Raw genomic sequence first — 20,793 nt, forward strand, 5'->3', positions numbered from 1 at the left:
CAGGCTGCCACCTCAGAATATTCCGCTTCATCGAAATTCGGATTTATCGTCGCCCGGGCCGGGTTACGGTGAATGCGGCAGCGTCGGGCGCGACTATCGAGCAACGGGAGCGCCTACAGCGCACGACACTGCGAAACTTTCCGCAAACTCTGTCAAGCCATTCACCCGGAAATTGCGCGCGGCGTCATCCCTGGCTCGCGACGCGGGCGCGATCGAGATGTTCCTCGATCTTCGGGCGGTCGCGGGTGCGCTCAAAACTCGTGCAGAGCAGTTCGGTCTCCTGGAGCGAGACCGGGGCGCGATACAGCCGGCACATGAATTCGGCGGTCGCACGTCCCTTGCTCGTACTGGGACTGCGTTCGGCGAGAAACATGCAATCCCGGCAGATGCTGGCATCGAGTCGCTGATGTGCCGCATCGAGGTGGTTGAGGATATCCCGCAGCGAGTCGCGCAGCCTGATGCATTCCTCGGTGCCGAGTGCCGTGACCGCATTCACCACGTGATTGACTGGATCATGCTGGCTCAGGCATTTTTCGCCCTGCGCGGTGACGTTGAGCAAGACGGAGCGCTTGTCCTCGGGCGACGGCTTCCGCACCAGGAAGGACTTGCTCTCCAGCGTCTTCACGATCTGCGATGCAGTCGCCCTGGTGGCACCGATGAAACCGGCGAGCGCGGACGGCGTGCGCGAAAACCTGTTGGCGCGACCGAGAAAGCGCAGCGCCATCCATTCCCGATCGCGCAATCCGTGCTGATTGCCTTCGAAATACCAAGCCCTGGCCGCCTGAACCAGCAGCTCGACGGCCTCGCGTGCCAATGGCATGAATCTACCTCGTCCCCGGAACTTCGTCTGCGGCGTCCCGAAGCCGCTTTGCGCCCTGGCTCGCGAATCCATCGAGAGACATCGGACGACCGAAGCTGTCCGATGAGCACGTCATACCCGTCTCTCTTTCGAACGCAGGGACTGCAACGCGCCCGACCTCGACCCATGGGCGTTGCATCGTCCGGAGCAGGAGGCTGCGTCGCTGATCGCATGCCAATCGCGTCGTCGCCGTGGAGCCCGAGTTGCCGTCACCAGCGGACGATGGATCGGAGTTGTTCAACCGAAGCCCCTAAACGTTCAAGTCACAAGCCACGCGTTTCTTATACTCCACCGAAACGATGAATGAGCTTCTCAACAAAATCAAGTAGAGACACTCCTCGAGACCGGATGTCGCTGCAGGCGAATGTAACGTTCAAGACAATCTCGCTGTTCGGGACACATGATAGTGAACACAATACGCTGCTCCGCAAGCAACATGCACGCAACTATACGACGGTTTAATTGCACGGCATGTTGTTGTCCGTCGTTGATGCAAGTTGATCGAAGCTTGTGCATGACGACGATGTGCATAGGCATGTCATCCACAACCTTGTGCGATGGGCCGGAAGAATCGCCAGGGGAACTCGGAGGGAATGCACGCGCCGGTTGTTCGGCCGGCGATCGCAGAATCATGCGTTCGGTCGTTTTTCGCCACGGCCGCGCGCTGCCCATCCGGATGGTTGATGCCCAGGCTGATAGCGGCGATGCATTGGCATGCGCCGGAAGCGGGGTGCCATGCGCGATCGACTGTTGAAAAAAACGAGCAGGAGAGAGCGCGCGCCGTCTTCCCTGATTAGTCGCCCTTGAGCATGTCCCTCAGCTCGCGAAACGGATCGGCACTCGGTCGAGCCGAGGCGTCCTGGCGCATTGCGCTGTAGATCCTCGGAACCATGTCGACCGCCTGGTCGAGGCCCGAATCACGTCCCGACTGATATCCACCCATCAGCCGAAGGTCGCGGGTGTCCTCGTATTTGGCGATCATGGTGCGCAGCTTGCTCACCAATTCGCGCTCTTCGGGGTCCCAGACGTTATGGGCGAGGCGAGAAACTGAGGCGAGCACGTCCACGGCCGGATAGCGCGCCTGGTCGGCGATGTGCCGGCTGAGCACGATGTGCCCATCGAGCGTGCCGCGGATGGTATCGGCAATCGGCTCGTTGTGATCGTCGCCGTCGACCAACACGGAGAAAATGCCGGTGATCGTGCCGGTTCCCTCCTCGCCGGGGCCAGCCCGCTCAAGGAGGCGCGGCAGGTCGGTGAAGACCGTCGGCGCGTAACCGCGCGCAACTGCCGGCTCGCCCGCGGCGAGGGCGACTTCGCGGGCGGCGTGGGCGAAACGGGTGATCGAATCGACCACGAGCAGGACCGATTCGCCCCGATCACGAAAATACTCGGCGACCGCCATCGCGGTCTTCGGCGCCAAACGCCGCATCATCGGGCTTTCATCTCCCGTCGACACGATGGCGACGGCGCGGTTGCGGTTGGTGCCGAGCACGTCCTCGATGAATTCGCGCACCTCGCGGCCACGTTCGCCGACCAGGGCCAGGACGACAGTGTCGAAACCTTCGCTGCGGGCGAGCATCGCGAGCAGCGTCGACTTGCCGACGCCGGAGCCGGCAAAGATGCCGACGCGCTGGCCGGCACAGATCGGCGCGAACAGATCGATGACGCGCACGCCGGTGCGCAGCGGCTTGTGCACACGGGCGCGCTTCATGGCCGAAGGCGCCTCCGCCTCGGCGGAGACGGTCCGCGATCCCGGAGTGAGGGGGCCCTGTCCGTCGAGCGGCGCGCCGAGCGCGTTGATGACGCGTCCCTTCCAGCTCGGATCGGGCGCAAAGGACAAAGGCGGCATCCGGTAGGCGACCGAGCCGAGGCCGCCCGCGAACTGGCGGTCGAACGGTTTGGCGATGATGCCTTCGCTGTCGATCCGCACCACCTCGCCGATCTGGGGCTTGCCGCCCGAATTGACGCCGATGAGCTCGCCGAGCCTGACGAAGCGCGACAGGCCGGAAACACGGAAGTGCGTCGGCGCGATCTCCGAGATCGCGCCGCTGACGCTTGCAAGGGGAGTGCTCTGCTGAAGCTCCAGCAGCGCCCACTCAAGTTGCCGAAGAGCGTTCAAGGAAACCGTCCACTCTCATTGCGCACGAGGCGCAGTCTATCTGCCGGGATCGCCCAGCGTCCGGATTGCGTTCTGGAGCGCGCTCTCCGTGCCCTCGACCAGCGAATTCGTGCCGTCGAAGGCGCGCGAGGCCGACATCAGCTTCGTCAATTCCATCATCGGATTGGCGCCGGAGCCCTCGACATAGCCTTGCTTGAAGCCGTCGCGGGCGAAATCAGAGATGGCGGTTGCGGGCCGGTCGGGCGTGACGCCGGAATTGCCGTAGCGCTCGAGATTGGCATCGGCGGGAATGTTGAACAGGCCGATGGTGCCGATCTCGTTGTTGTCCTGGGTGATCGCACCGCTGCGCGAGATCGAGACCGGTCCGCCGTTCGGGTCGAGCGTGATCTGCGCGCCGCCGGAATCGACGATTGGGAAACCGGTCACGGTCTGAAGGTCGCCGTTGGGAGCGATCTGGAGCCGGCCGTCACGGGTATAGACTGTGCCATTCGGGCCGGCGAAGGCGAGCCAGCCCTGTCCGACCACGGCGACGTCGAGCGGGTTGCCGCTCTCGGTGATATTGCCGAGTTCGCGCGAGATGATGTTGTCGCCGGGCGACGAGAACGCGACGGGGTTCGCACCAGCGCGCGACAGCACGGTCTCGAATTTCACCACGTCGGTGCGAAACGCCGCCGTGTTGACGTTGGCGACGTTGTTGGCGATTGTCTGGAGGCGCTTTTCAAGAGCGACCTGTGCCGACAATCCCACATAGAGAGCCGATTGCATGACTTACTTTCCGAACCGGATGGACTGAAGTTTCGACAGCATGTCGGTATCCATGCTTGCCGTCGTCGACGCGCCGCCGATCAGGACCAGCGCGGGGTTGGTCGAGTTGTCGCTCTGGGCCTGGACTGCATCCCACATCGCGGCAAAGCGTTGCACGAATTTGTTGACCTTGGTCGGATCCTGGAAATCGGTGAGCTTGATCTTGCTGGTGATCATCTTGGCCTGGGCGTCGATGTCAGCCGAGCTGATGGTCGACGACAGGCCGAGCGCCGTCTGGACAACCTGCGTCAGCGCCTTGTCTGCGAGAATCTGGTAGGAATTCTTGATCGTAGAGGCCTTGCGCGTGAAGTAGAGCGCCAGCCGCAGGCCCTCGTTCTGGTCGCCGGCCTTCTGCTCCATCGTCTGCGTGACATATTGGGTTGCCGTGCCGGTCGTGGCCGCGGCGGTCTGGGTCGCCTTGCTGCCGAGGGCGGCAAAGTTGAAGGCGGCGGCGAATTCCCGGTAGCGGGTGTCGGTCAGCTTGTTGGCGAAGGTGTCCTTGTTCGCGATCCCCTCGGTCAGCACCTTGCGCATGAACGCCTTGGCGTAGACCATGTCGCTGAGGCCATAGGCCTTCATCGCATAGGAGTAGAGGCGATAGTCCTTCAGGAAATCGTCGATGGTCTTCACGTTGCCGATATGGCTGAAGAAATAATCGGTCTCGCGGCTGACATCCGGCTGCTTCGCGACCTGCGTCAGCGACTTGCCCATGTCCTTGGTCAGTCTGGTGTAGTCCGCGATCGTGGATAGCATGACACGCGCCCCTCTGGCCGCCATAACGACGTCGTCTCAAGCTGGCGCCAATTGCTTGTGTGAGGCTGGCGACGCCGAAGCCAGCTTCGCGCAAGCGTCGCCCGCTAGATATTCCCGATGGGATCGGTGATGGAGCGGCGTGTTGGGCAGTTTCGTGGGGATCGTCATCACGGTAGCGGCGCTGCTCGGCGGATTTGCCGCCATGGGCGGCCACCTGGGCGTGCTGATGCAGCCGTGGGAGTTCGTGATCATCATGGGCACCGCGGCCGGCACCTTCATCATGGCCAATCCATGGAAGGTGGTCGTGGATACCGGGCTGGCGTGCGTGCAGGCCATCACCGGCGCGGTGCCCGGTGAGCGTTACTATCTCGATCTGCTCGGCGCTCTCCATGCCCTGATGCGCGAGCTGCGGGGCAAGGGCCGCAACGAAGTGGAAGCCCATATCGACGACCCCGCGTCCTCCGAGATCTTCAAGGCGTTCCCGAGCGTGCTCGGTGATGCCTCGCTGCTCCAGTTCATCTGCGACTATGTCCGCCTCATCATCATGGGCAATGCGCGCACGCACGAAATCGAAGCGCTGATGGACGAGGAAATCCACACCATCGTGAAGAGCAAGCTGACGCCCTACCACGCGCTGGTGGTGGTATCCGAGGCGCTGCCGGCACTCGGCATCGTCGCTGCTGTGCTCGGCGTCATCAAGGCCATGGGGGCGCTCGACCAGTCGCCGAAATTGCTGGGCGGCTTCATCGGTGCGGCCCTGGTCGGCACCTTCGCCGGCATCTTCCTATCTTACGGCATCATTTCGCCCTTCGCGCTGAAGATCAAGATGACGCGCGAGAAGAAGTGCCGGCCCTACATCATCGTCAAGCAGACGCTGCTAGCATTCATGAACGGCGCCATGCCGCAAATCGCCGTCGAGCACGGTCGCAAGATGATCGCCAGCAGCGAGCGGCCCTCGATCGACGTCGTCGAGAACGAGACGATTGCCGGTCCCAAGGCCGTCGTGACCGATGCCGAACCAAAGGCTGCACGCGCATGATGACGGAAGACCTCGACGTCGATCAGCAGAAGCGACTGCCGAACTACCTGCTGGACGCCGCCGGCATATCGATCGAGCGTATGCCGATGCTCAATGTGATCTTCGATCGCATGGCGGCATCGTGCACGGACAGCCTCCAGCCGATAGCCGGAACGCCCTGCTATTTCTCCGTCAACGGCATCACGAACGGGCGCGTCGGCGACATCATCAAGGACTACGAGGCCAATGCCGTCGCGGCGGTGCTCTATGCCGAGCAGTGGGATTCCAGAATCCTGATCATGCTTGACCGCGATTTCGTGTTCACGATGGTCGAGGCGATGTTTGGTTCCGACGGTGCCGAACCGCCGCTCGACGTCGAGCGGTCCTTCTCAAACATCGAGATTCGCCTGGTCCAGGCGCTGTTCGAGCGGTTCGCCAAGGCACTGCAATCCTCCTTCGCCGGTACCTCCAACGTCACCTTCCGCGTGGAGCGGGTCGAGACGGCGATGGCTTCGCTGGCGATCGGGCGCAGCGGCAACATGTCGATCTGCGCCAACATCATGTTGCAGGCGCTCTACCGCGGCGGCCAGATGTTCCTCATCATCCCGCACTCTGCGCTCAATCCGCTGCGCCAGAAGCTCGCGACCGTCGTCGTCAGCGACGGCCGCGCGTCCGATCCGCGCTGGCGCGAGCAGATGGAGAGCGAGGTCCATCGCACCGAAGTTACGCTGAGCGCCGTGCTCGATGAAAAGATGATCTCCCTCGGCGACGTCGTGAAGTTCCAGGTCGGGCAGGTTCTCGAACTCGAAGCCACGCCGCGTACGCTGGCTCGGCTCGAGAGCAACAACCAGGTGCTGTTCTGGTGTCAGATCGGCCAGCTTGATGGCTATTATGCCATGCAGGTGGCTGATCACGTCGATCAGAAACGGGAGTTCGTCGATGATATCCTATCTCGTTGATGCCGTGCTGCTGATTGCGCTCGCCTTCACCAGCATGCGGGTGACGCGGATGCACCGCGAACTGGCGCGGCTGCGCAGCTACCAGGGCGAATTTTCGACCATCGTCCACGAGACGGCGGGCGCCTTCGATACGGTCATCACCGCAGCCCACGATTCCACTGCAAATCTCGGGCGGCTCGCCAATGTGTTGAGCGCGAAGATCGATCAGGCTCACGAAGCGATCGCGGCGCTGGATGCGCGGCGCGGGCTTGCGCCCGCGACGACCACGAGCGGCACCGAGGCGAACACGCATTGAATTTGGGGCTTGCGGGACATTTACGATCAAAACGTCATCTGACGGCGGCCCGCAGGCGGGGGAATAATCCCGGGGCGGCGCTCCGGGAGTGGAAATACCAAGAGGCGATACCAAATGGCGCAATCGTTCGACCATGAGTCTGCATCTGCATCGGCAGACACCGAGACGTCTCCGCTGGAGCGGTTGGCGGAGATCGCCGCCCGTACGGCGGAGGAGACCGGCAAGTTCGCCAATGTCGATGCGATCCTGCGGATCCCTGTCACCATGCAGGTGGTGCTCGGTTCGGCGACCATCCCGGTGGCGAACCTGATGAAGCTCGGCCGCGGGGCTGTGGTCCCGCTCGACCACAGGGTCGGTGAGCCCGTCGACGTCGTGGTCAATGGCCGCGTCGTCGCACGCGGCGAGGTCGTCGTTGTCGAAGAGGACAATTCCCGGTTCGGCGTCTCGCTGACCGAGATTGTCGGGCCGTTGGGGCAGGGTGAAACCTGACCATGGCGGCACAGGTCGGCATCGCGCCCATCAAGCAGCGAGGCGTTGCCACGCTCGGTGGAACGGAAAAGGTCGCCGCGCTCCTGCTGGCCATGGGCCGGCAGGCCGCCGCGAGCGTGCTCCAGCAGTTCGAGCCGCAGGAGATCCGCATCGTCACCAAGGCCGCGGCGGAGCTGCGGCCGATCACGGCGCAGGAGCTGGAGGGCATCGTCGAGGAGTTCGCCCAGCAGTTCTCGATGGGCGCCAACATTCTCGGCACCCTCGGCGGTCTGGAGGCCGTGCTCGGCGACGTGCTTCCGGCCGACCAGGTCTCGGCGATCATGTCGGACCTGCTCGGCAATTCGAGCCGGTCGGTCTGGGACCGCGTCTCGTCGGTGTCGGAAAACTCGCTCGCGAGCTATCTTTCCAAGGAGCATCCGCAGACCGCGGCGCTCATCCTGTCCAAGGTCAAGCCGGCCTGCGCCGCCAAGGTCATGAGTCAGCTTCCCTCGAGCTTGCGCAACGAGCTGATGCGGCGTGTGCTCAGCCTGAAGCCGATCGTCGATGACGCCATGAGGGTGCTCGAGAAGACGCTGCACGAGGACCTGACGCTGAACTTTGCCCGCAATCTCGGCGCGGACACCTACGCCCGCGTGGCCGACATCATCAACAAGATGGAGCGTGGCCACATTGAGGACATGCTGAAGAGCCTGTCGGAGAAGCGGCCGAAGTCGGCCGAAGTGCTGAAGGAGCTGCTGTTCACCTTCGACGACGTCATCCACCTGACCCCGAAGGCGCGCACCATGATTTTCGACCAGGTGCCGACCGACCGCATCGTCATCGCCCTGAAGGGCACCGACAAGCACTTCCGGGAGCTGATCCTGGCCTCGGTCGCCTCGCGCGTCCGGCGCGTCGTGGAGCACGAACTGGCCATCGGCGAGCCGTCGAACCAGCGCGACGTGCTCGAGGCGCGGCGGGTGATCACCGACCTCGCGCTCGAACTCGCAGAGAAGGGTGAAATCGAGCTCAACCCCGAGCAGGAGGATGAGCTGGTCTTCCGCTGACCGCTGAAAGGGCATGGCAGAATCATCCGACCAGGAGAGTAAAACAGAAGAGCCGACCGAGAAGAAAGTCCGCGATGCGCTCGAACAGGGCAAAATCCCGGTCTCTCGCGAGGCTTCCATCTTCGCGTCGATGGCGGCGCTGATGGTCATACAGGCGTTCCTGATCGGGCAGGGCGTGCAGCAACTGACGCCGACCCTGATGAGCTTTCTCGACGATCCCGAGGGCTTTCCGCTGAGCACGGGGGCGGACGCGCAGAACCTGCTCACCGTGGTGGGCCTCCAGGCGCTGCGATTCCTGGTGCCGCTGGTCGTCATCATGGCGGTGTTCGGACTGGCCGCCTCGCTGCTCCAGAACGCGCCGCGCCTGGTGCTCGAGCGTATACAGCCGGACCTTTCGCGAATTTCGCCGGTGCAGGGCTGGAGCCGGCTGTTCGGAACCCAGGGACTCGTGGAGTTCGCCAAGTCGCTGTTCAAGCTCACCGCGGTGAGCGTCGTCGTCGGGGTCGTGCTGCGTTCGTCGGAAGCCCGGGCGTTCGAGGCCATGTACACCGATCCCGTCGCGCTGCCGGAGATGATTCTCAGCATCGCGATGCGGATCGTCTCGGCGATCTGCATAGCGACCATCGTCCTGGTCGCGATCGATCTCGCCTGGTCGCGCTTCCACTGGCGGCGCGAACTGCGCATGACCCGGCAGGAGATCAAGGACGAGCACAAGCAGGCGGAGGGCGATCCGCTGATCAAGGCGCGCCTGCGCTCGCTGGCGCGCGACCGCTCGCGCCAGCGGATGATCGCATCCGCATCGCGTGCGACGCTGGTGATCGCGAACCCGACGCATTTTGCGATCGCGTTGCGATATCACCGTGAGGAGAACCCGGCGCCGCTCGTTCTGGCCAAGGGCATGGACGCGCTCGCGCTCAAGATCCGCGAGGTCGCCGAAGAGAACAGAATCCCGGTGATCGAGAACAAGGCGCTGGCGCGCGCGCTCTACGAGGCGGTTCAGGTCGACCAGGTGATTCCGGCCGAGTTCTTCCGGCCCGTCGCCGAGATCATCTACTTCCTTCAGTCGAAGCAGTCGCCGCGGCCTGAGAACGTTCAGTAGATTTCCGAGGACGGCATCCCGCGCATCAGCCTGAGGAAAGCTTGTAGTTCTAGGCTTCTCCCGAATGGACCAGAATGGGACTGCCGTGGGACCGCTTTATCTCTTCGAACTCGCATCGTCGCAGGCGCGCTGGCTCGAGCTTCGCCAGTCGACCATCGCCACCAACGTCGCCAACGCCAACACGCCGGGCTTCAAGGCGCGCGACGTCGAGCCCTTCAACAAGATTCTCGACGGAATGCCGGTCAGGCTTGCGACCACATCGCCTTCGCACATGCAGCTTTCCGCGGCCGAGACCGACACGCGGGCGACGGCGAAGAAGGACAGCTGGGAAGTGGTTCACTCCGGAAACTCGGTCAGTCTCGAGCAGGAGATGATCAAGGGCAGCGACGTCAATCGCGACTACTCGATGAATTCGGCAATCGTGCGGTCGTTTCACCGCATGGTCCTGTCCAGTGCAAAGGCCTGAGGTAAACTGACATGTTGGACGCTCTGCAGTCCTCATTGATCGTCGCGAGCTCCGGGCTCGAAGCGCAGTCGACGCGCATGCGCGTCGTTTCGGAAAACCTCGCGAACGCGAGTTCGACAGGGCGCACCGCCGGCGCCGAACCCTATCAGCGCAAGACGATCACATTCGATGCTGCGATGGATCGCGCCGCGGGCGCGCAGCTCGCGAAGGTCAAGGAAATCGGGGTCGACACCACGCCGTACCGTGTGGAATACGATCCGGGGCATCCGGCCGCCGACAAGGCCGGCTACGTCAAGCTTCCCAACGTCAACATGATGGTCGAGATGGCGGACATGCGGGAAGTCAATCGATCCTATGAGGCCAATCTCCAGGTGGTGAAGCAGGTAAGGTCGATGCTGGGCATGACCATCGATCTTCTGAGGAGCTGACAATGCTAGAGGCGATTTCATCCACGGCGATTTCGGCGGGCCAGGCGGTAGCCCGCGCGACCGAGACGCAGGCCATCGCGCCGGCGGCGACGTCCGCAATTCAGTCGGGCGAGGGCGCAGGCTTCGATTCCGTGCTGAAGCAGGTGACCTCGGACGCGATCGGTACGCTGAAGGCGGGCGAAGCGGCGTCGATCTCGGCAATGCAGGGCAAGGAATCGACACGGCGCGTCGTGGAAGCACTGATGTCGGCCGAGCAGGCCTTGCAGACGGCGGTCGCGGTCCGCGACAAGGTCGTGCAGGCCTATCAAGAAGTCGTTCGTATGTCGATTTGATCTGAAGGAGTCACATTGTGAAATCGCTTGCCATTGCGGCCACGGGCATGAATGCCCAGCAGACCAATATCGAAGTCATCGCCAACAACATCGCCAACATCAACTCGACTTCGTACAAGCGGGCGCGGGCGGAATTCACCGATCTGTTCTACCAGATGGACCGCATGCAGGGCGTCTCGAACGTCTCGGGTTCGTCGCCGATCCCGGAAGGCGCCAATCTCGGCCTCGGTGTCAAGTCTGCGGCCATTCGCAAGCTGCACATCCAGGGCGCGCTCACTCAGACGGGCAATCCCTACGACATGGCGATCAACGGCCGGGGCTGGTTTCAGGTGTTGGGCCCGAACAACGAGGTGCAATATACCCGCGCAGGCTCGTTCAACACCAATGCCAACAGTCAGCTCGTCACGACTGACGGCTACCTGCTCGATCCTTCGATTACGGTGCCGCAGGGAACGGTCGAGGTCACGGTCAACCAGACCGGACAGGTGTTCGCCAAGCTCGATACGGAAGTGAACCCGCGGCAGATCGGCCAGCTCAACCTTGCCAACTTCGCCAATGAGGCGGGCCTCGAGCCGCTGGGCAGCAATCTCTATCGCGAGACCACGGCGTCCGGTACGCCCGTCGTCGGTCTGCCGGGCGATGCCGGCTATGGCAAGATCAACCAGAAGTACCTCGAGGCTTCGAACGTCGATCCCGTCAAGGAAATCACCGAATTGATTTCGGCGCAGCGCGCCTATGAGATGAATGCCAAGGTCATCCAGGCTTCGGATGAGATGGCGTCGACCGTATCGAAGGGCCTTCGCTAGTTCCGGTGTGTCGATGTTGAACAGGGTGGGCCTGATCGCGCGTGGGTTGGCCTCCGCGCTGCTGGTTCTCGTCTCCGCGCGCTTGGCCGCGGCAGAGGAGCGGCGGCTTCCCGTGCCGGCGGTGTCGATTCGCGCCGGCGAGCTGATCAGGGACGACATGATCACCGAGCGCGCTTTTGCGCCGAACGTGCTCGGCGTGGCCATGTTCATCGAAGGACGCCAGGTCCTCGTCGGACGCATGGCGCGGCGAACGTTGCTGCCGGGCCAGCCGATCCCGACCAATTCCGTGGAGGATCCCTGGACCGTTGCCCGCGGCGCCATGGTCAAAGTCGTGGTCGAAGACAGCGGCCTGTCGATCGTGACCTACGGCTCGGCGATGCAGTCGGGCGCCCCCGGCGCGCTTATCCCGATACGGAACACCGATACCGGCGTGATCATCAGGGGCATCGTCCAGCCGGACGGCACCGTCAAGGTCGTGGACGGGTCATGATCAGATTTCTGCTTGCGCTGATGCTCGTCGTCTCCGCGGCCGGCGCGCAGGCTGCCGTCCGCATCAAGGACATCGCGGACATCAAGGGTTTGCGCGAGAACCAGATCGTGGGTTACGGCCTCGTCATCGGCCTGAACGGCACCGGCGACACGCTTCGTAACGCTCCGTTCACCGAGCAGTCCCTGCAATCGATGCTCGAGAATATGGGCATCAACGTCAGGAACGAGACGACGAGCACCAATAATCCTCCGCGCCCGACGACCCTGCGCACCCGCAACGTTGCTGCCGTCATGGTGACCGCGGACCTGCAGCCGTCGATCGGGCCGGGTGAGCGCATGGACGTGACGGTGTCCTCGCTCGGCGACGCGACCTCGCTGCTGGGTGGCACGCTGGTGATGACGTCATTGCGCGCGGCCGACGGCGCGGTCTATGCGGTGGCTCAGGGCGCCATCACGGTCGCCGGCTACAGCGTCGGAGGCCAGGCCCAGAACGTCAGCCAGGGCACGCCGACCGCAGGGCGCATCCCAAACGGTGCGCTGGTCGAGCGCGAGGTGCAGGGAAGCCTCCATGAAATGGAATTCCTGGTGCTGGAGCTCAAGAACCCGGACTTCGTCACCGCCACGCGAATCCTCGACGCCATCAATCGCTACGCCGGCGGCCGCTATCGCGCACAGATCGCCTTCGAGCGCGACTTCCGGACCATCGTGCTGTCCAAGCCGCGCCATATCGGCCCCGTCCGCTTCCTCGCCGAAATCGGCGAACTCACCGTCGAGCCGGACACGCCGGCGCGGGTTGTGATCAACGAACGCACCGGCACGGTGGTGATTGGGCGTGACGTGCGAATTTCGACCGTGGCCGTGACGCACGGCAACCTGACCGTTCGTGTCACCGAGCTTCCCGTGGTGTCGCAGCCGGCGCCGTTCTCGCGGGGTCAGACGGTGGTCGTTCCCCAGACCGTGGTGGAGGCCAACGAGGCCGGGTCGCAGGTGGCGATCCTCAGTGGTGTCGATCTCCAGCGCCTGGTGCGCGGGCTGAACCAGATCGGCCTGAAGCCGTCCGGCATCATCGCCATCCTCCAGGCGATCAAGACGGCCGGCGCGCTCCAGGCCGATGTCATCGTGCAATGATGCACAAGCGTCCTGCAAGCTTGGTCGCTCAATGCTCAGGTCTTGACCGAGAATCGCACGCGGCCCGATGCTGAAGCTGGATCACAAAGCCAAACTCCTCCTCCTGGTCGCGGTGTCTGCGCTCGCGAGCGCGTCGCCCGTGCTGGCGCTGGATGAGGCGACGCCGTCGAAGCCGCTCAACCTGCTCTCCTTCGCGCGCGCGCGTGCGGGCGGACCTCAAAAGCCCCGCAACGTCACGTCGTTTCCGAGCGACACCGTGGCGGTGCGGGCGACGGCCTGGGCGGCCGAAGACGGCGGGCCCGCGACAACCGGTGCAGTGCCGGCTCCCGAGACAGCGGCGCCGGCGCCCGTGGCCGCACGCCCGGCCAAGCCCGCCAGCGTCACGGCGCCGCCGAAGCCTGCACCGCCGCAGTCCGCCGTGCCTGCGGACAACGAAGTCGCGCTGTTCTGCAGCAACGTGGCCGACCCTGCCGTCGATGCAAGGCTGGCCTGGCAGCTCAAGGAGCTGGAGAAGGCCGAGACCCAGCTCCGTGAGCGCATTGCCGAGGTGGAGGCCAAGCGGGCCGAATATGAGAAGTGGATGGCGCTGCGCGACGACTTCCTGAAGAAGGCCGAAGCGAGCGTCGTCGAGATCTATTCGCGCATGAAGCCGGACGCCGCGGCCACCCAGATCGCCGGCATGGCGGACGAGACCGCCGCGGCCGTGCTCGCCAAGCTCAGCCCGAGAAGCTCGAGCGCAATCTTCAACGAGATGGATACGGCACGCGCGGCACACCTCGCCGATCTGCTTGGCGGAATGCGTCGTGTGGATGACGGAAAGACCAGGTAGATGAAGAAGCCGATCCTCATCCTGTTGCTCATGTTGCTGGCCGGTTGCTCGCATGATCCGGCAGAGCTCCTGACCGGTCCGAAATTGTCACCCGTTGGCAGTGGCCTGAGGGCGCAGGCCGACCCGATCCCGGTGACGCCTCGCATGCGTACGCCCGTCAGCTATCGCTCCACCTGGGACGACGGCACCGACCTCTACCGCGATCCCCGTGCCCGCCGCGTTGGCGACGTCGTGACGGTGATCATCTCGATGCAGGACAAAGCCAAGCTCGACAACAAGACCGGCCGCTCGCGCGATTCGCAGATCAAGTTCGGGCTCGACTGGCTGATGGATGTCGCCGGATGGCAAGACAAGGGCCAGACCAACGCCAACCTCAGCACCAACACCCAGATCAAGGGCAACGGCCAGATCGATCGCACCGAGGACATCAAGCTGTCGATCGCCGCGATCGTCACCGACGTCTTGCCGAACGGCAATATGATGATCAGCGGTTCGCAGGAGTTTGGCGTCAATACGGAGCTGCGCGTGCTCAACGTCGGCGGCATCGTGCGTCCGCGTGATATCTCGCGAACCAACACGATCTCTTACGAGAAGATCGCCGAGGCGCGCGTCGCTTATGGCGGTCGCGGCAATCTGTCGGACGTACAGCAGCCTGGATGGGGACATCGGATCTATGACGCCGTTGCGCCGTTCTGAGGTTCAAGGATTCGACGCCGCGTCGCGGGGGCAGGGAGCGCCATGCGCCTGATCGCCGCCATTGTGGTCCTGACGCTGGTCGCGATCGGCGCGGGCGCGTTAGCCGGCCTGCATTTGTTTGCAGCCGCCGAGCGCGTCGCCGACGCGAAGAAGGGTCCCACGGCGCCGCCCATTGCGTCGAGCTACGCCGGCAGCGCGCGGCTCAGGAAGCTGTCTCCGATCGTGACCAATCTCGCCGCCCCGGCCAACAACTGGGCGCGCGTCGAAGCCTCCATGGTGACCGACAGCATGAGCGACGAGGACGCCGGCATTCTCGCCGCCCACATCAGCGAGGACATCGTCGTCTATCTGCGGTCGGCCTCCGTTGCGCAGTTCGAGGGATCGCGCGGGCTTCAGCATCTGCGCGACGACCTGTCCGAACGCGCCAATGTCCGATCTTCAGGCAAGGTGCGCGAATTGATTATCGAGACATTGGTGATCCAGTGAGAGTGAGAGTCCTGCTGCTCGCGTTGGTTCTGGTCGTCCTGCCCGAGGTGGCGCTCGCCCAGATGCCGGACCTCAACTCGCTGCTGCCGCCGGGAAACGGCTCGACCAGCGGCCGGATCATCCAGCTGATGGCGCTGATCACGGTGCTGTCGGTGGCGCCGGGGCTGCTCATCATGGTGACGAGCTTCACGCGATTTGCCGTCGCGCTGTCGTTCCTGCGCGCCGGTCTCGGCCTGCAGACCACGCCAGCCAATCTGGTGCTGATCAGCCTCGCTCTGTTCATGACCTTCTACGTCATGGCGCCGACCTTCGATCGCGCCTGGGAAACCGGCGTCCAGCCGCTGATGAAGAACGAGATCTCGGAGGAGGAGGCCTATCTGAAGATCACCGATCCGTTCCGCGAATTCATGCTGGCCCATGTCCGCGACAAGGACCTCCAGACCTTCGAGGCGCTGGCAGCGGAGAGTTTCCGCAAGAAGCTTGACGACAAGCGCATCGACATGCGCGTCATCATTCCGGCCTTCATGATCTCCGAACTCAGGCGTTCGTTCGAGATCGGATTCCTGATCATCCTGCCGTTTCTGGTGATCGACATGATCGTGGCGACGCTGACGATGTCGATGGGCATGATGATGATGCCGCCGACCATCCTCGCGCTGCCGTTCAAGATGCTGTTCTTCGTGCTGATCGACGGCTGGAATCTGCTGGCCTCCGGACTGGTGCGCTCGTTCTCCTGAGCGCCGCGATCGTCGGCCGGCCGGCTGGTTATGGTTAGCAAAAACTAATATTAACCATATGATATTGCTGCGGAATTCAAGCCGATCTTAATCTGGGCGCAAGATTCGGCGTGTTAGCAACGCGGCACGGCGGGTTGGACCCACCCATTTCAGTCCAAAGGCATGATGCCGCCCTTCCGTACCGGTGAAAGCCCGGTATGTCCCCTGATGAAAATGTAACGCGTACATAAAGGGACATTCGCAATGTCAAGCCTGCTCACGAACTCGACCGCCATGACCGCGCTCCAGACCCTGCGGTCTGTCAGCTCGCAACTCTCTACCACGCAGAACCGGATCTCGACCGGCCAGCGCGTGGCCACCGCTTCGGACAACGCCGCCTATTGGTCGATCGCGACGTCGATGCGCGCCGACAACGCCGCGCTCTCCGCCGTCTCCGACTCGCTCGGTCTGTCGGCTGCGACGGTCGACACTCAGTACACCGCTCTGACCACGGTTATCGGCGACAAGGACTCCGGTCTGACCAAGCTCCAGGCTCTGCTGGTCGAAGCCAAGACCGCCGGTATCGACCGCACCAAGATCCAGGCAGACGTCACACAGATCCAACAGCAGATGAAGAGCACCGCCAATGCGGCGACCTTCAACGGTGTGAACTGGCTGAGCACGACCGCCACCACGCCGACGACCGTCAACCTGGTGTCGTCCTACTCTCGCGTCGGCGCCGTGCCGACCACCAGCTCGATCAGCCTGACCGTCGCCAACTACTCGCTCTATTCCAGCACCCAGACCGGCTTCCTGGACACGGTGAGCGGCACTGCGTCGGTCGACACGATCAACATCGGTGCGCTGACCGACTCGGCGGCTGACCAGACCACACTCGATGGCTACATCGCGCAGGTCACCGCCGCGATCGGCTCGGTCGCTTCGGCGGCGGCCAATCTCGGCGCCGTCAAGACCCGCATCTCGACCAACACGGACTTCGTGAAGTCTCTGATGGACTCGGTGGATCGCGGTATCGGCCAGCTCGTCGACGCCGACATGAACCAGGAGTCCACCCGCCTGGCGGCCCTCCAGGTCCAGCAGCAGCTCGGCGTTCAGGCGCTCTCGATCGCCAACAACAGCAGCCAGAGCATCCTGTCGCTGTTCCGCTAAGCTTCAAACAATTGGGGGGGCCGCGCTTCTCGCGAAGCGCGGCCCCTATTTGTTTGGCGTGATGCCGCCCGCACGCCACGATCTCGGCCGACTGTTGCAGCCGGGGCACAGAGCCACAAGCCTCGCACAAGCTTCGACCTCTATCATCGCCGCTACGACAGGTTGGGCCCTCCAAGCGGATATTCGCGGCCCAAAGGCATGACGCCGCCCTGTCGTACCGGTGCAAGCCCGGTATGTCCCCAATCTCAATTCAATCTCCAAAGGGACATCAAAAATGGGTTCTAGTCTCCTCACCAACTCCGCAGCAATGACCGCGCTGCAGACCCTCCGGAACGTCAGCGCCAGCTTGCAGACGACCGAAAACCGGATCTCGACAGGCCAGCGCGTCTCGACCGCCTCGGACAACGCCGCCTACTGGTCGATTGCGACCTCGATGCGCGCCGACAACGCCGCGCTCTCCGCCGTCTCCGACTCGCTCGGTCTGTCGGCTGCGACCGTCGATACCGAATATACCGCTCTGACCGCGGTTGTCGGCGACAAAACCGGCGGCCTGACCAAGCTCCAGGCGCTGCTCGTCGAAGCCAAGACCGCCGGTATCGACCGCACCAAGATCCAGGCGGACATCACCCAGATCCAGCAGCAGATGAAGGGCACCGCCAATGCGGCGACCTTCAACGGGGTGAACTGGCTGAGCGCGACCGCGACCACGCCGGCGACCTTCAACCTGGTGTCGTCATTCTCTCGCGTCGGCGGCACGCCCACCATCGGGTCCATCACGCTGACGATCGCCAACTATTCGCTCTATACCAGCACCCAGACCGGCATCCTGGACACGGTAAGCGGCACTGCGTCGGTCGACACGATCAACATCTCCGCGTTGACCGATTCGGCTGCTGACCAGACCACGATCGATGGCTTCATCGCCCAGGTCACGGCCGCGATCAACTCGGTGGCCTCGGCGGCCGCCGATCTCGGCGCCGTCAAGAACCGCATCTCGACCAACACGGACTTCGTCAAGACCCTGATGGACTCCGTGGACCGTGGTGTCGGTCAGCTCGTCGACGCCGACATGAACGCGGAATCCACCCGCCTCCAGGCGCTCCAGACCCAGCAGCAGCTCGGCGTTCAGGCGCTCTCGATCGCCAACCAGAACAGCCAGAGCATCCTGTCGCTGTTCCGCAACTAAGCGGCGAGTTCGAAATGACCGTGCTCCCCAGGGAGCACGGTCCCCGCCGTGATAGGCGGATGTAGCGGCCCAAAGCGTGCCCGCAAGCGACCTTCTGACGCCAGCCTTCATGCAACACGCCGCAGCCGATCGCGTGCCATGCGCCCGGTCGCCTGCATGTTGACATTGAGCCGGTTGCGCTGCCCAAGCTTCCTGTAAAACTGCAACGCCTCGAAGGCGAACCGACACGTTCGTGTCCTCACGCAACCTCCAGACAAGGTTCGCAGCGGAGTGTCATCTACGTTCGCATTGGTACGAGGTCTTATGCTCAGCCGCGCGCAGCTACAGCAGCTGCTCAACAATCTGCTGGAACTCGGGCCGCGACGCCTGATGGCCCTGGGACTGATCGGCTTTGCCGTTCTCGTCACCGTCGTCGGAGGCGCCTACTATCTGAGCCGGCCCGAATTCGAATCGCTCTATACCGGCCTCAGCCGTGAGGACGTGACGCGCATCGGCGCCGCGCTGCGCGAGCAGAACATCACCTTCGATGTCAGTGCGGCCGGCGACGCCGTTTCGGTGCGCCCCAGTCAGACCATGCAGGCGCGGATGCTGCTCGCCGAGAAGGGGCTGCCGACCAGCGCCAATTCCGGCTACGAGCTGTTCGACAAGATCGGCTCGCTCGGCCTGACCTCGTTCATGCAGGAGGTCACCAAGCTGCGGGCGCTGGAAGGCGAAATAGCCCGAACCGTTCAGTTGATGAAGGGGGTCAAGGCGGCGCGGGTGCACATCGTCATGCCTGTGCGCGGCTCGTTCCGCGCGACGCAGCAGCCGCCGTCGGCATCGGTCGTGCTGCGCACCGACGGTGCGATCGAAGCCCGCACGGCACAGTCGATCCGCCATCTCGTCGCGGCCGCCATCCCCGGCATGACCCGCGACAAGGTGACGGTGCTGGATGCCGACGGCTCGATGCTGCTGGCCGAAGAGGACGAGGCCAGCGCCGCGCCGACCAAGATGGCGAGCCTCCAGAAGACGGTCAGCGGGATGGTGCAGGAGAACATCCGCAAGGCACTGACGCCTTATCTGGGCCTGGATAATTTCGAGGTCAGCGTCGCCCCGCAGCTCTCGACTGACAAGCGGCAGACCAACGAGACCGTCTACGATCCGGAGAACCGCGCCGAGCGCTCGGTCCGGAACGTCCGCGAGAAGGAGACGTCGCAGAACGCGGATCGCTCGCAGCCGACGACGGTGCAGCAAAACCTTCCGGACCAGCAGGTCAATGCCGGCGGCACCAAGAACTCCAGCGAAGACAAGCAGCGCCGAGAGGACGTCACCAATTTCGAGGTCTCATCCAAGACCACGACGACTGTAAGCGACGGCTATTCAGTCAAGAAGCTCTTCATCGCCGTGCTGGTCAACCGCACGCGGCTTGTCGCCGATCTCGGCGACAAGAGCAACCAGGCCATCGTCGACAGCAAGCTCGCCGAGATCAGCCAGCTTGCGGCGACGGCCGGCGGACTGGACAAGCAGCGCGGCGACCAGATCCAGGTAACGGCCGTCGACTTCATCGAGGGCTCACGCGAGCTGGCGCCGGTACCTCCGATCAGTTTCGTCGAGATGATCAACAAGCAGCTCGGCAGCGTCATCAACGCGGTGACGATCCTGGCCGTCGCCTCGATGCTGGTCTGGTTTGGCCTGCGACCCGCGGTCAACGGCATCCTGACCCACCGCGCGCAGCAGGAGCAGACCGAGGCAGCGGAGGCTGCCGAGCTCGAGGCCGCCGCAGCCCTCGCACTGCCGGAAGGCGATCTGGCCGAGCTCAACCTCGTCGAAGATCTCGAAGGCAAGATGCAGCGAACACCGCAGAAGCGGCTGGAGCAGATCGTCCGCCTCGACCAGGCGCAGGCGGCCGCGATCCTTAAAGACTGGATGCGACGGGAGGAAGCGGCATGAACGCGGCAATCGGAAAACTCCTGACGCAGTTCGACGCGAACGGTCGGGTCAAGTCGCAGCCGCTTCCGCCGCCGAAGGCCCAGGAGCCGGCGGCAAGACCGAAGGAGGTCCGGCGCGAGCCTCAGTCTCAGCCCCAGGCTCAACCGCAGCCGCAGCCTCAGTCGCCGCCTCCGGCGTCCAAGGCGGAAACCCCGCCGGCCAATCTTCTCGACGATGCCCATCGCCGCGGTTATGCCGCCGGCCTTGCGGAAGGCGACGCCAAGCTCGCCGAAGAGCGCGTTCGTAGCGCCATCCGGCTCGGCGAAGAGCGGGCCAAATGGTCCGACCAGCAGGCGGTCGCGGTCGTCAACGGCTTCGAGTCCGCCTGCCGCGAGATCGAAACCAACATCGCAAGCTCCGTCGCGCGGATCCTGCTGCCGTTTCTCGCCGATGCCGTGCGTGACAAGGCGATCGGGTCCCTGGTCGAACAGATTGCTGCGCTGACTGGTTGTTCGCCGGTGCCGGTGTTCAAGATCACCGGCCCGGGCGAGTTGCTCGATCTGGTGCGGGCGCAGCTCGATACGGCCCGGCGAACGGGCATCGAATACGAGGCCGCCGACACTTTCGAGGTTCGCGTCGTCGCCGACCAGACCGTGATCGAGACGCGGATCTCGACCTGGGCCGAACGCCTGAAGGAGGCGCGCCGGTAGTTCGC

General features: G+C 63.8%; 24 protein-coding genes. 20 read left to right on the forward strand and 4 right to left on the reverse strand.

Translation table 11 applies throughout. The annotated features are described in order from the left end of the window. Positions 1-184: 184 nt before the first annotated feature. The 4 genes from GWG65_RS14110 to GWG65_RS14125 all read right to left on the reverse strand — a co-directional run bounded on the left by GWG65_RS14110 (position 185) and on the right by GWG65_RS14125 (position 4,535). Positions 185-820, reverse strand: a complete 636-nt coding sequence (locus tag GWG65_RS14110) for a MarR family transcriptional regulator (RefSeq protein WP_275196170.1) — start codon at positions 818-820, stop codon at positions 185-187. A gap of 832 nt (positions 821-1,652) precedes the next feature. Beyond that, on the reverse strand, positions 1,653-2,978 hold the full coding sequence (gene fliI / locus GWG65_RS14115; RefSeq protein ID WP_275196171.1) for a flagellar protein export ATPase FliI: 1,326 nt from the start codon (positions 2,976-2,978) through the stop codon (positions 1,653-1,655). Between the two features lie 36 nt (positions 2,979-3,014). Beyond that, positions 3,015-3,743: a flagellar basal-body rod protein FlgF gene (gene flgF, locus GWG65_RS14120; protein ID WP_148738839.1), complete on the reverse strand. Its 729-nt coding sequence runs from the start codon at positions 3,741-3,743 to the stop codon at positions 3,015-3,017. A 3-nt stretch (positions 3,744-3,746) separates the two neighbouring features. Continuing rightward, positions 3,747-4,535: a DUF1217 domain-containing protein gene (locus GWG65_RS14125; RefSeq protein ID WP_275196172.1), complete on the reverse strand. Its 789-nt coding sequence runs from the start codon at positions 4,533-4,535 to the stop codon at positions 3,747-3,749. Positions 4,536-4,677: 142 nt separating this feature from the next. Here GWG65_RS14125 and motA point away from each other — a divergent pair, with 142 nt between their 5' ends. The 20 genes from motA (at position 4,678) to GWG65_RS14225 (ending at position 20,788) form a co-directional block, all read left to right on the forward strand. Beyond that, positions 4,678-5,574, forward strand: coding sequence for a flagellar motor stator protein MotA (gene motA / locus GWG65_RS14130; RefSeq protein WP_275196173.1), 897 nt, complete (start codon positions 4,678-4,680; stop codon positions 5,572-5,574). After that, a complete protein-coding gene (locus GWG65_RS14135) occupies positions 5,571-6,512 on the forward strand; it encodes a FliM/FliN family flagellar motor switch protein (protein WP_275196174.1) in 942 nt (313 codons plus the stop codon). The genes motA and GWG65_RS14135 overlap by 4 nt, the downstream gene beginning before the upstream one ends. Next, positions 6,493-6,807: a hypothetical protein gene (locus tag GWG65_RS14140; RefSeq protein WP_148738835.1), complete on the forward strand. Its 315-nt coding sequence runs from the start codon at positions 6,493-6,495 to the stop codon at positions 6,805-6,807. The genes GWG65_RS14135 and GWG65_RS14140 overlap by 20 nt, the downstream gene beginning before the upstream one ends. A gap of 114 nt (positions 6,808-6,921) precedes the next feature. Next, complete coding sequence (fliN, locus tag GWG65_RS14145; protein WP_275196175.1) at positions 6,922-7,296, forward strand: flagellar motor switch protein FliN; 375 nt, start codon at positions 6,922-6,924, stop codon at positions 7,294-7,296. Between the two features lie 2 nt (positions 7,297-7,298). Next, on the forward strand, positions 7,299-8,339 hold the full coding sequence (locus tag GWG65_RS14150; RefSeq protein ID WP_275196176.1) for a flagellar motor switch protein FliG: 1,041 nt from the start codon (positions 7,299-7,301) through the stop codon (positions 8,337-8,339). Between the two features lie 13 nt (positions 8,340-8,352). Continuing rightward, positions 8,353-9,438 carry a flagellar biosynthesis protein FlhB gene (gene flhB, locus GWG65_RS14155; RefSeq protein ID WP_275196177.1) on the forward strand — a complete coding sequence of 362 codons (1,086 nt, stop codon included), beginning with the start codon at positions 8,353-8,355 and terminating at the stop codon, positions 9,436-9,438. A 64-nt stretch (positions 9,439-9,502) separates the two neighbouring features. Beyond that, on the forward strand, positions 9,503-9,904 hold the full coding sequence (flgB, locus tag GWG65_RS14160; RefSeq protein WP_275196178.1) for a flagellar basal body rod protein FlgB: 402 nt from the start codon (positions 9,503-9,505) through the stop codon (positions 9,902-9,904). Between the two features lie 11 nt (positions 9,905-9,915). Further along, positions 9,916-10,332 carry a flagellar basal body rod protein FlgC gene (gene flgC / locus GWG65_RS14165; RefSeq protein WP_275196179.1) on the forward strand — a complete coding sequence of 139 codons (417 nt, stop codon included), beginning with the start codon at positions 9,916-9,918 and terminating at the stop codon, positions 10,330-10,332. A 2-nt stretch (positions 10,333-10,334) separates the two neighbouring features. Further along, positions 10,335-10,664: a flagellar hook-basal body complex protein FliE gene (locus GWG65_RS14170; RefSeq protein WP_275196180.1), complete on the forward strand. Its 330-nt coding sequence runs from the start codon at positions 10,335-10,337 to the stop codon at positions 10,662-10,664. Positions 10,665-10,681: 17 nt separating this feature from the next. After that, a complete protein-coding gene (flgG, locus tag GWG65_RS14175; protein ID WP_275196181.1) occupies positions 10,682-11,470 on the forward strand; it encodes a flagellar basal-body rod protein FlgG in 789 nt (262 codons plus the stop codon). A 13-nt stretch (positions 11,471-11,483) separates the two neighbouring features. Further along, positions 11,484-11,960 (forward strand): flagellar basal body P-ring formation chaperone FlgA, encoded by a 477-nt coding sequence (flgA, locus tag GWG65_RS14180; protein ID WP_275196182.1) that lies wholly within the window; start codon positions 11,484-11,486, stop codon positions 11,958-11,960. Beyond that, the gene (flgI, locus tag GWG65_RS14185; protein WP_275196183.1) at positions 11,957-13,087 is read left to right on the forward strand and encodes a flagellar basal body P-ring protein FlgI; all 1,131 of its coding nucleotides are present in this window, start codon (positions 11,957-11,959) and stop codon (positions 13,085-13,087) included. The genes flgA and flgI overlap by 4 nt, the downstream gene beginning before the upstream one ends. 67 nt (positions 13,088-13,154) lie before the next feature. Further along, positions 13,155-13,916, forward strand: a complete 762-nt coding sequence (locus GWG65_RS14190; protein ID WP_275196184.1) for a MotE family protein — start codon at positions 13,155-13,157, stop codon at positions 13,914-13,916. Then, positions 13,917-14,612, forward strand: coding sequence for a flagellar basal body L-ring protein FlgH (gene flgH / locus GWG65_RS14195; protein ID WP_275196185.1), 696 nt, complete (start codon positions 13,917-13,919; stop codon positions 14,610-14,612). It abuts the gene before it with no gap. Between the two features lie 42 nt (positions 14,613-14,654). Beyond that, on the forward strand, positions 14,655-15,098 hold the full coding sequence (locus tag GWG65_RS14200) for a flagellar basal body-associated FliL family protein (RefSeq protein ID WP_275196186.1): 444 nt from the start codon (positions 14,655-14,657) through the stop codon (positions 15,096-15,098). Beyond that, a complete protein-coding gene (gene fliP / locus GWG65_RS14205) occupies positions 15,095-15,835 on the forward strand; it encodes a flagellar type III secretion system pore protein FliP (protein WP_275196187.1) in 741 nt (246 codons plus the stop codon). Before GWG65_RS14200 ends, fliP begins: the two co-directional genes overlap by 4 nt. A gap of 243 nt (positions 15,836-16,078) precedes the next feature. Next, the gene (locus tag GWG65_RS14210; RefSeq protein WP_275196188.1) at positions 16,079-16,984 is read left to right on the forward strand and encodes a flagellin; all 906 of its coding nucleotides are present in this window, start codon (positions 16,079-16,081) and stop codon (positions 16,982-16,984) included. A gap of 274 nt (positions 16,985-17,258) precedes the next feature. Beyond that, positions 17,259-18,170 carry a flagellin gene (locus GWG65_RS14215; RefSeq protein ID WP_275196189.1) on the forward strand — a complete coding sequence of 304 codons (912 nt, stop codon included), beginning with the start codon at positions 17,259-17,261 and terminating at the stop codon, positions 18,168-18,170. A gap of 303 nt (positions 18,171-18,473) precedes the next feature. Beyond that, positions 18,474-20,099, forward strand: coding sequence for a flagellar basal-body MS-ring/collar protein FliF (fliF, locus tag GWG65_RS14220; RefSeq protein WP_275196190.1), 1,626 nt, complete (start codon positions 18,474-18,476; stop codon positions 20,097-20,099). Next, on the forward strand, positions 20,096-20,788 hold the full coding sequence (locus tag GWG65_RS14225; protein WP_275196191.1) for a hypothetical protein: 693 nt from the start codon (positions 20,096-20,098) through the stop codon (positions 20,786-20,788). The genes fliF and GWG65_RS14225 overlap by 4 nt, the downstream gene beginning before the upstream one ends. Positions 20,789-20,793 lie beyond the last annotated feature (5 nt).

The sequence above is a fragment of the Bradyrhizobium sp. CSA207 genome (assembly GCF_029051685.1).
Classification (GTDB): Bacteria; Pseudomonadota; Alphaproteobacteria; order Rhizobiales; family Xanthobacteraceae; genus Bradyrhizobium.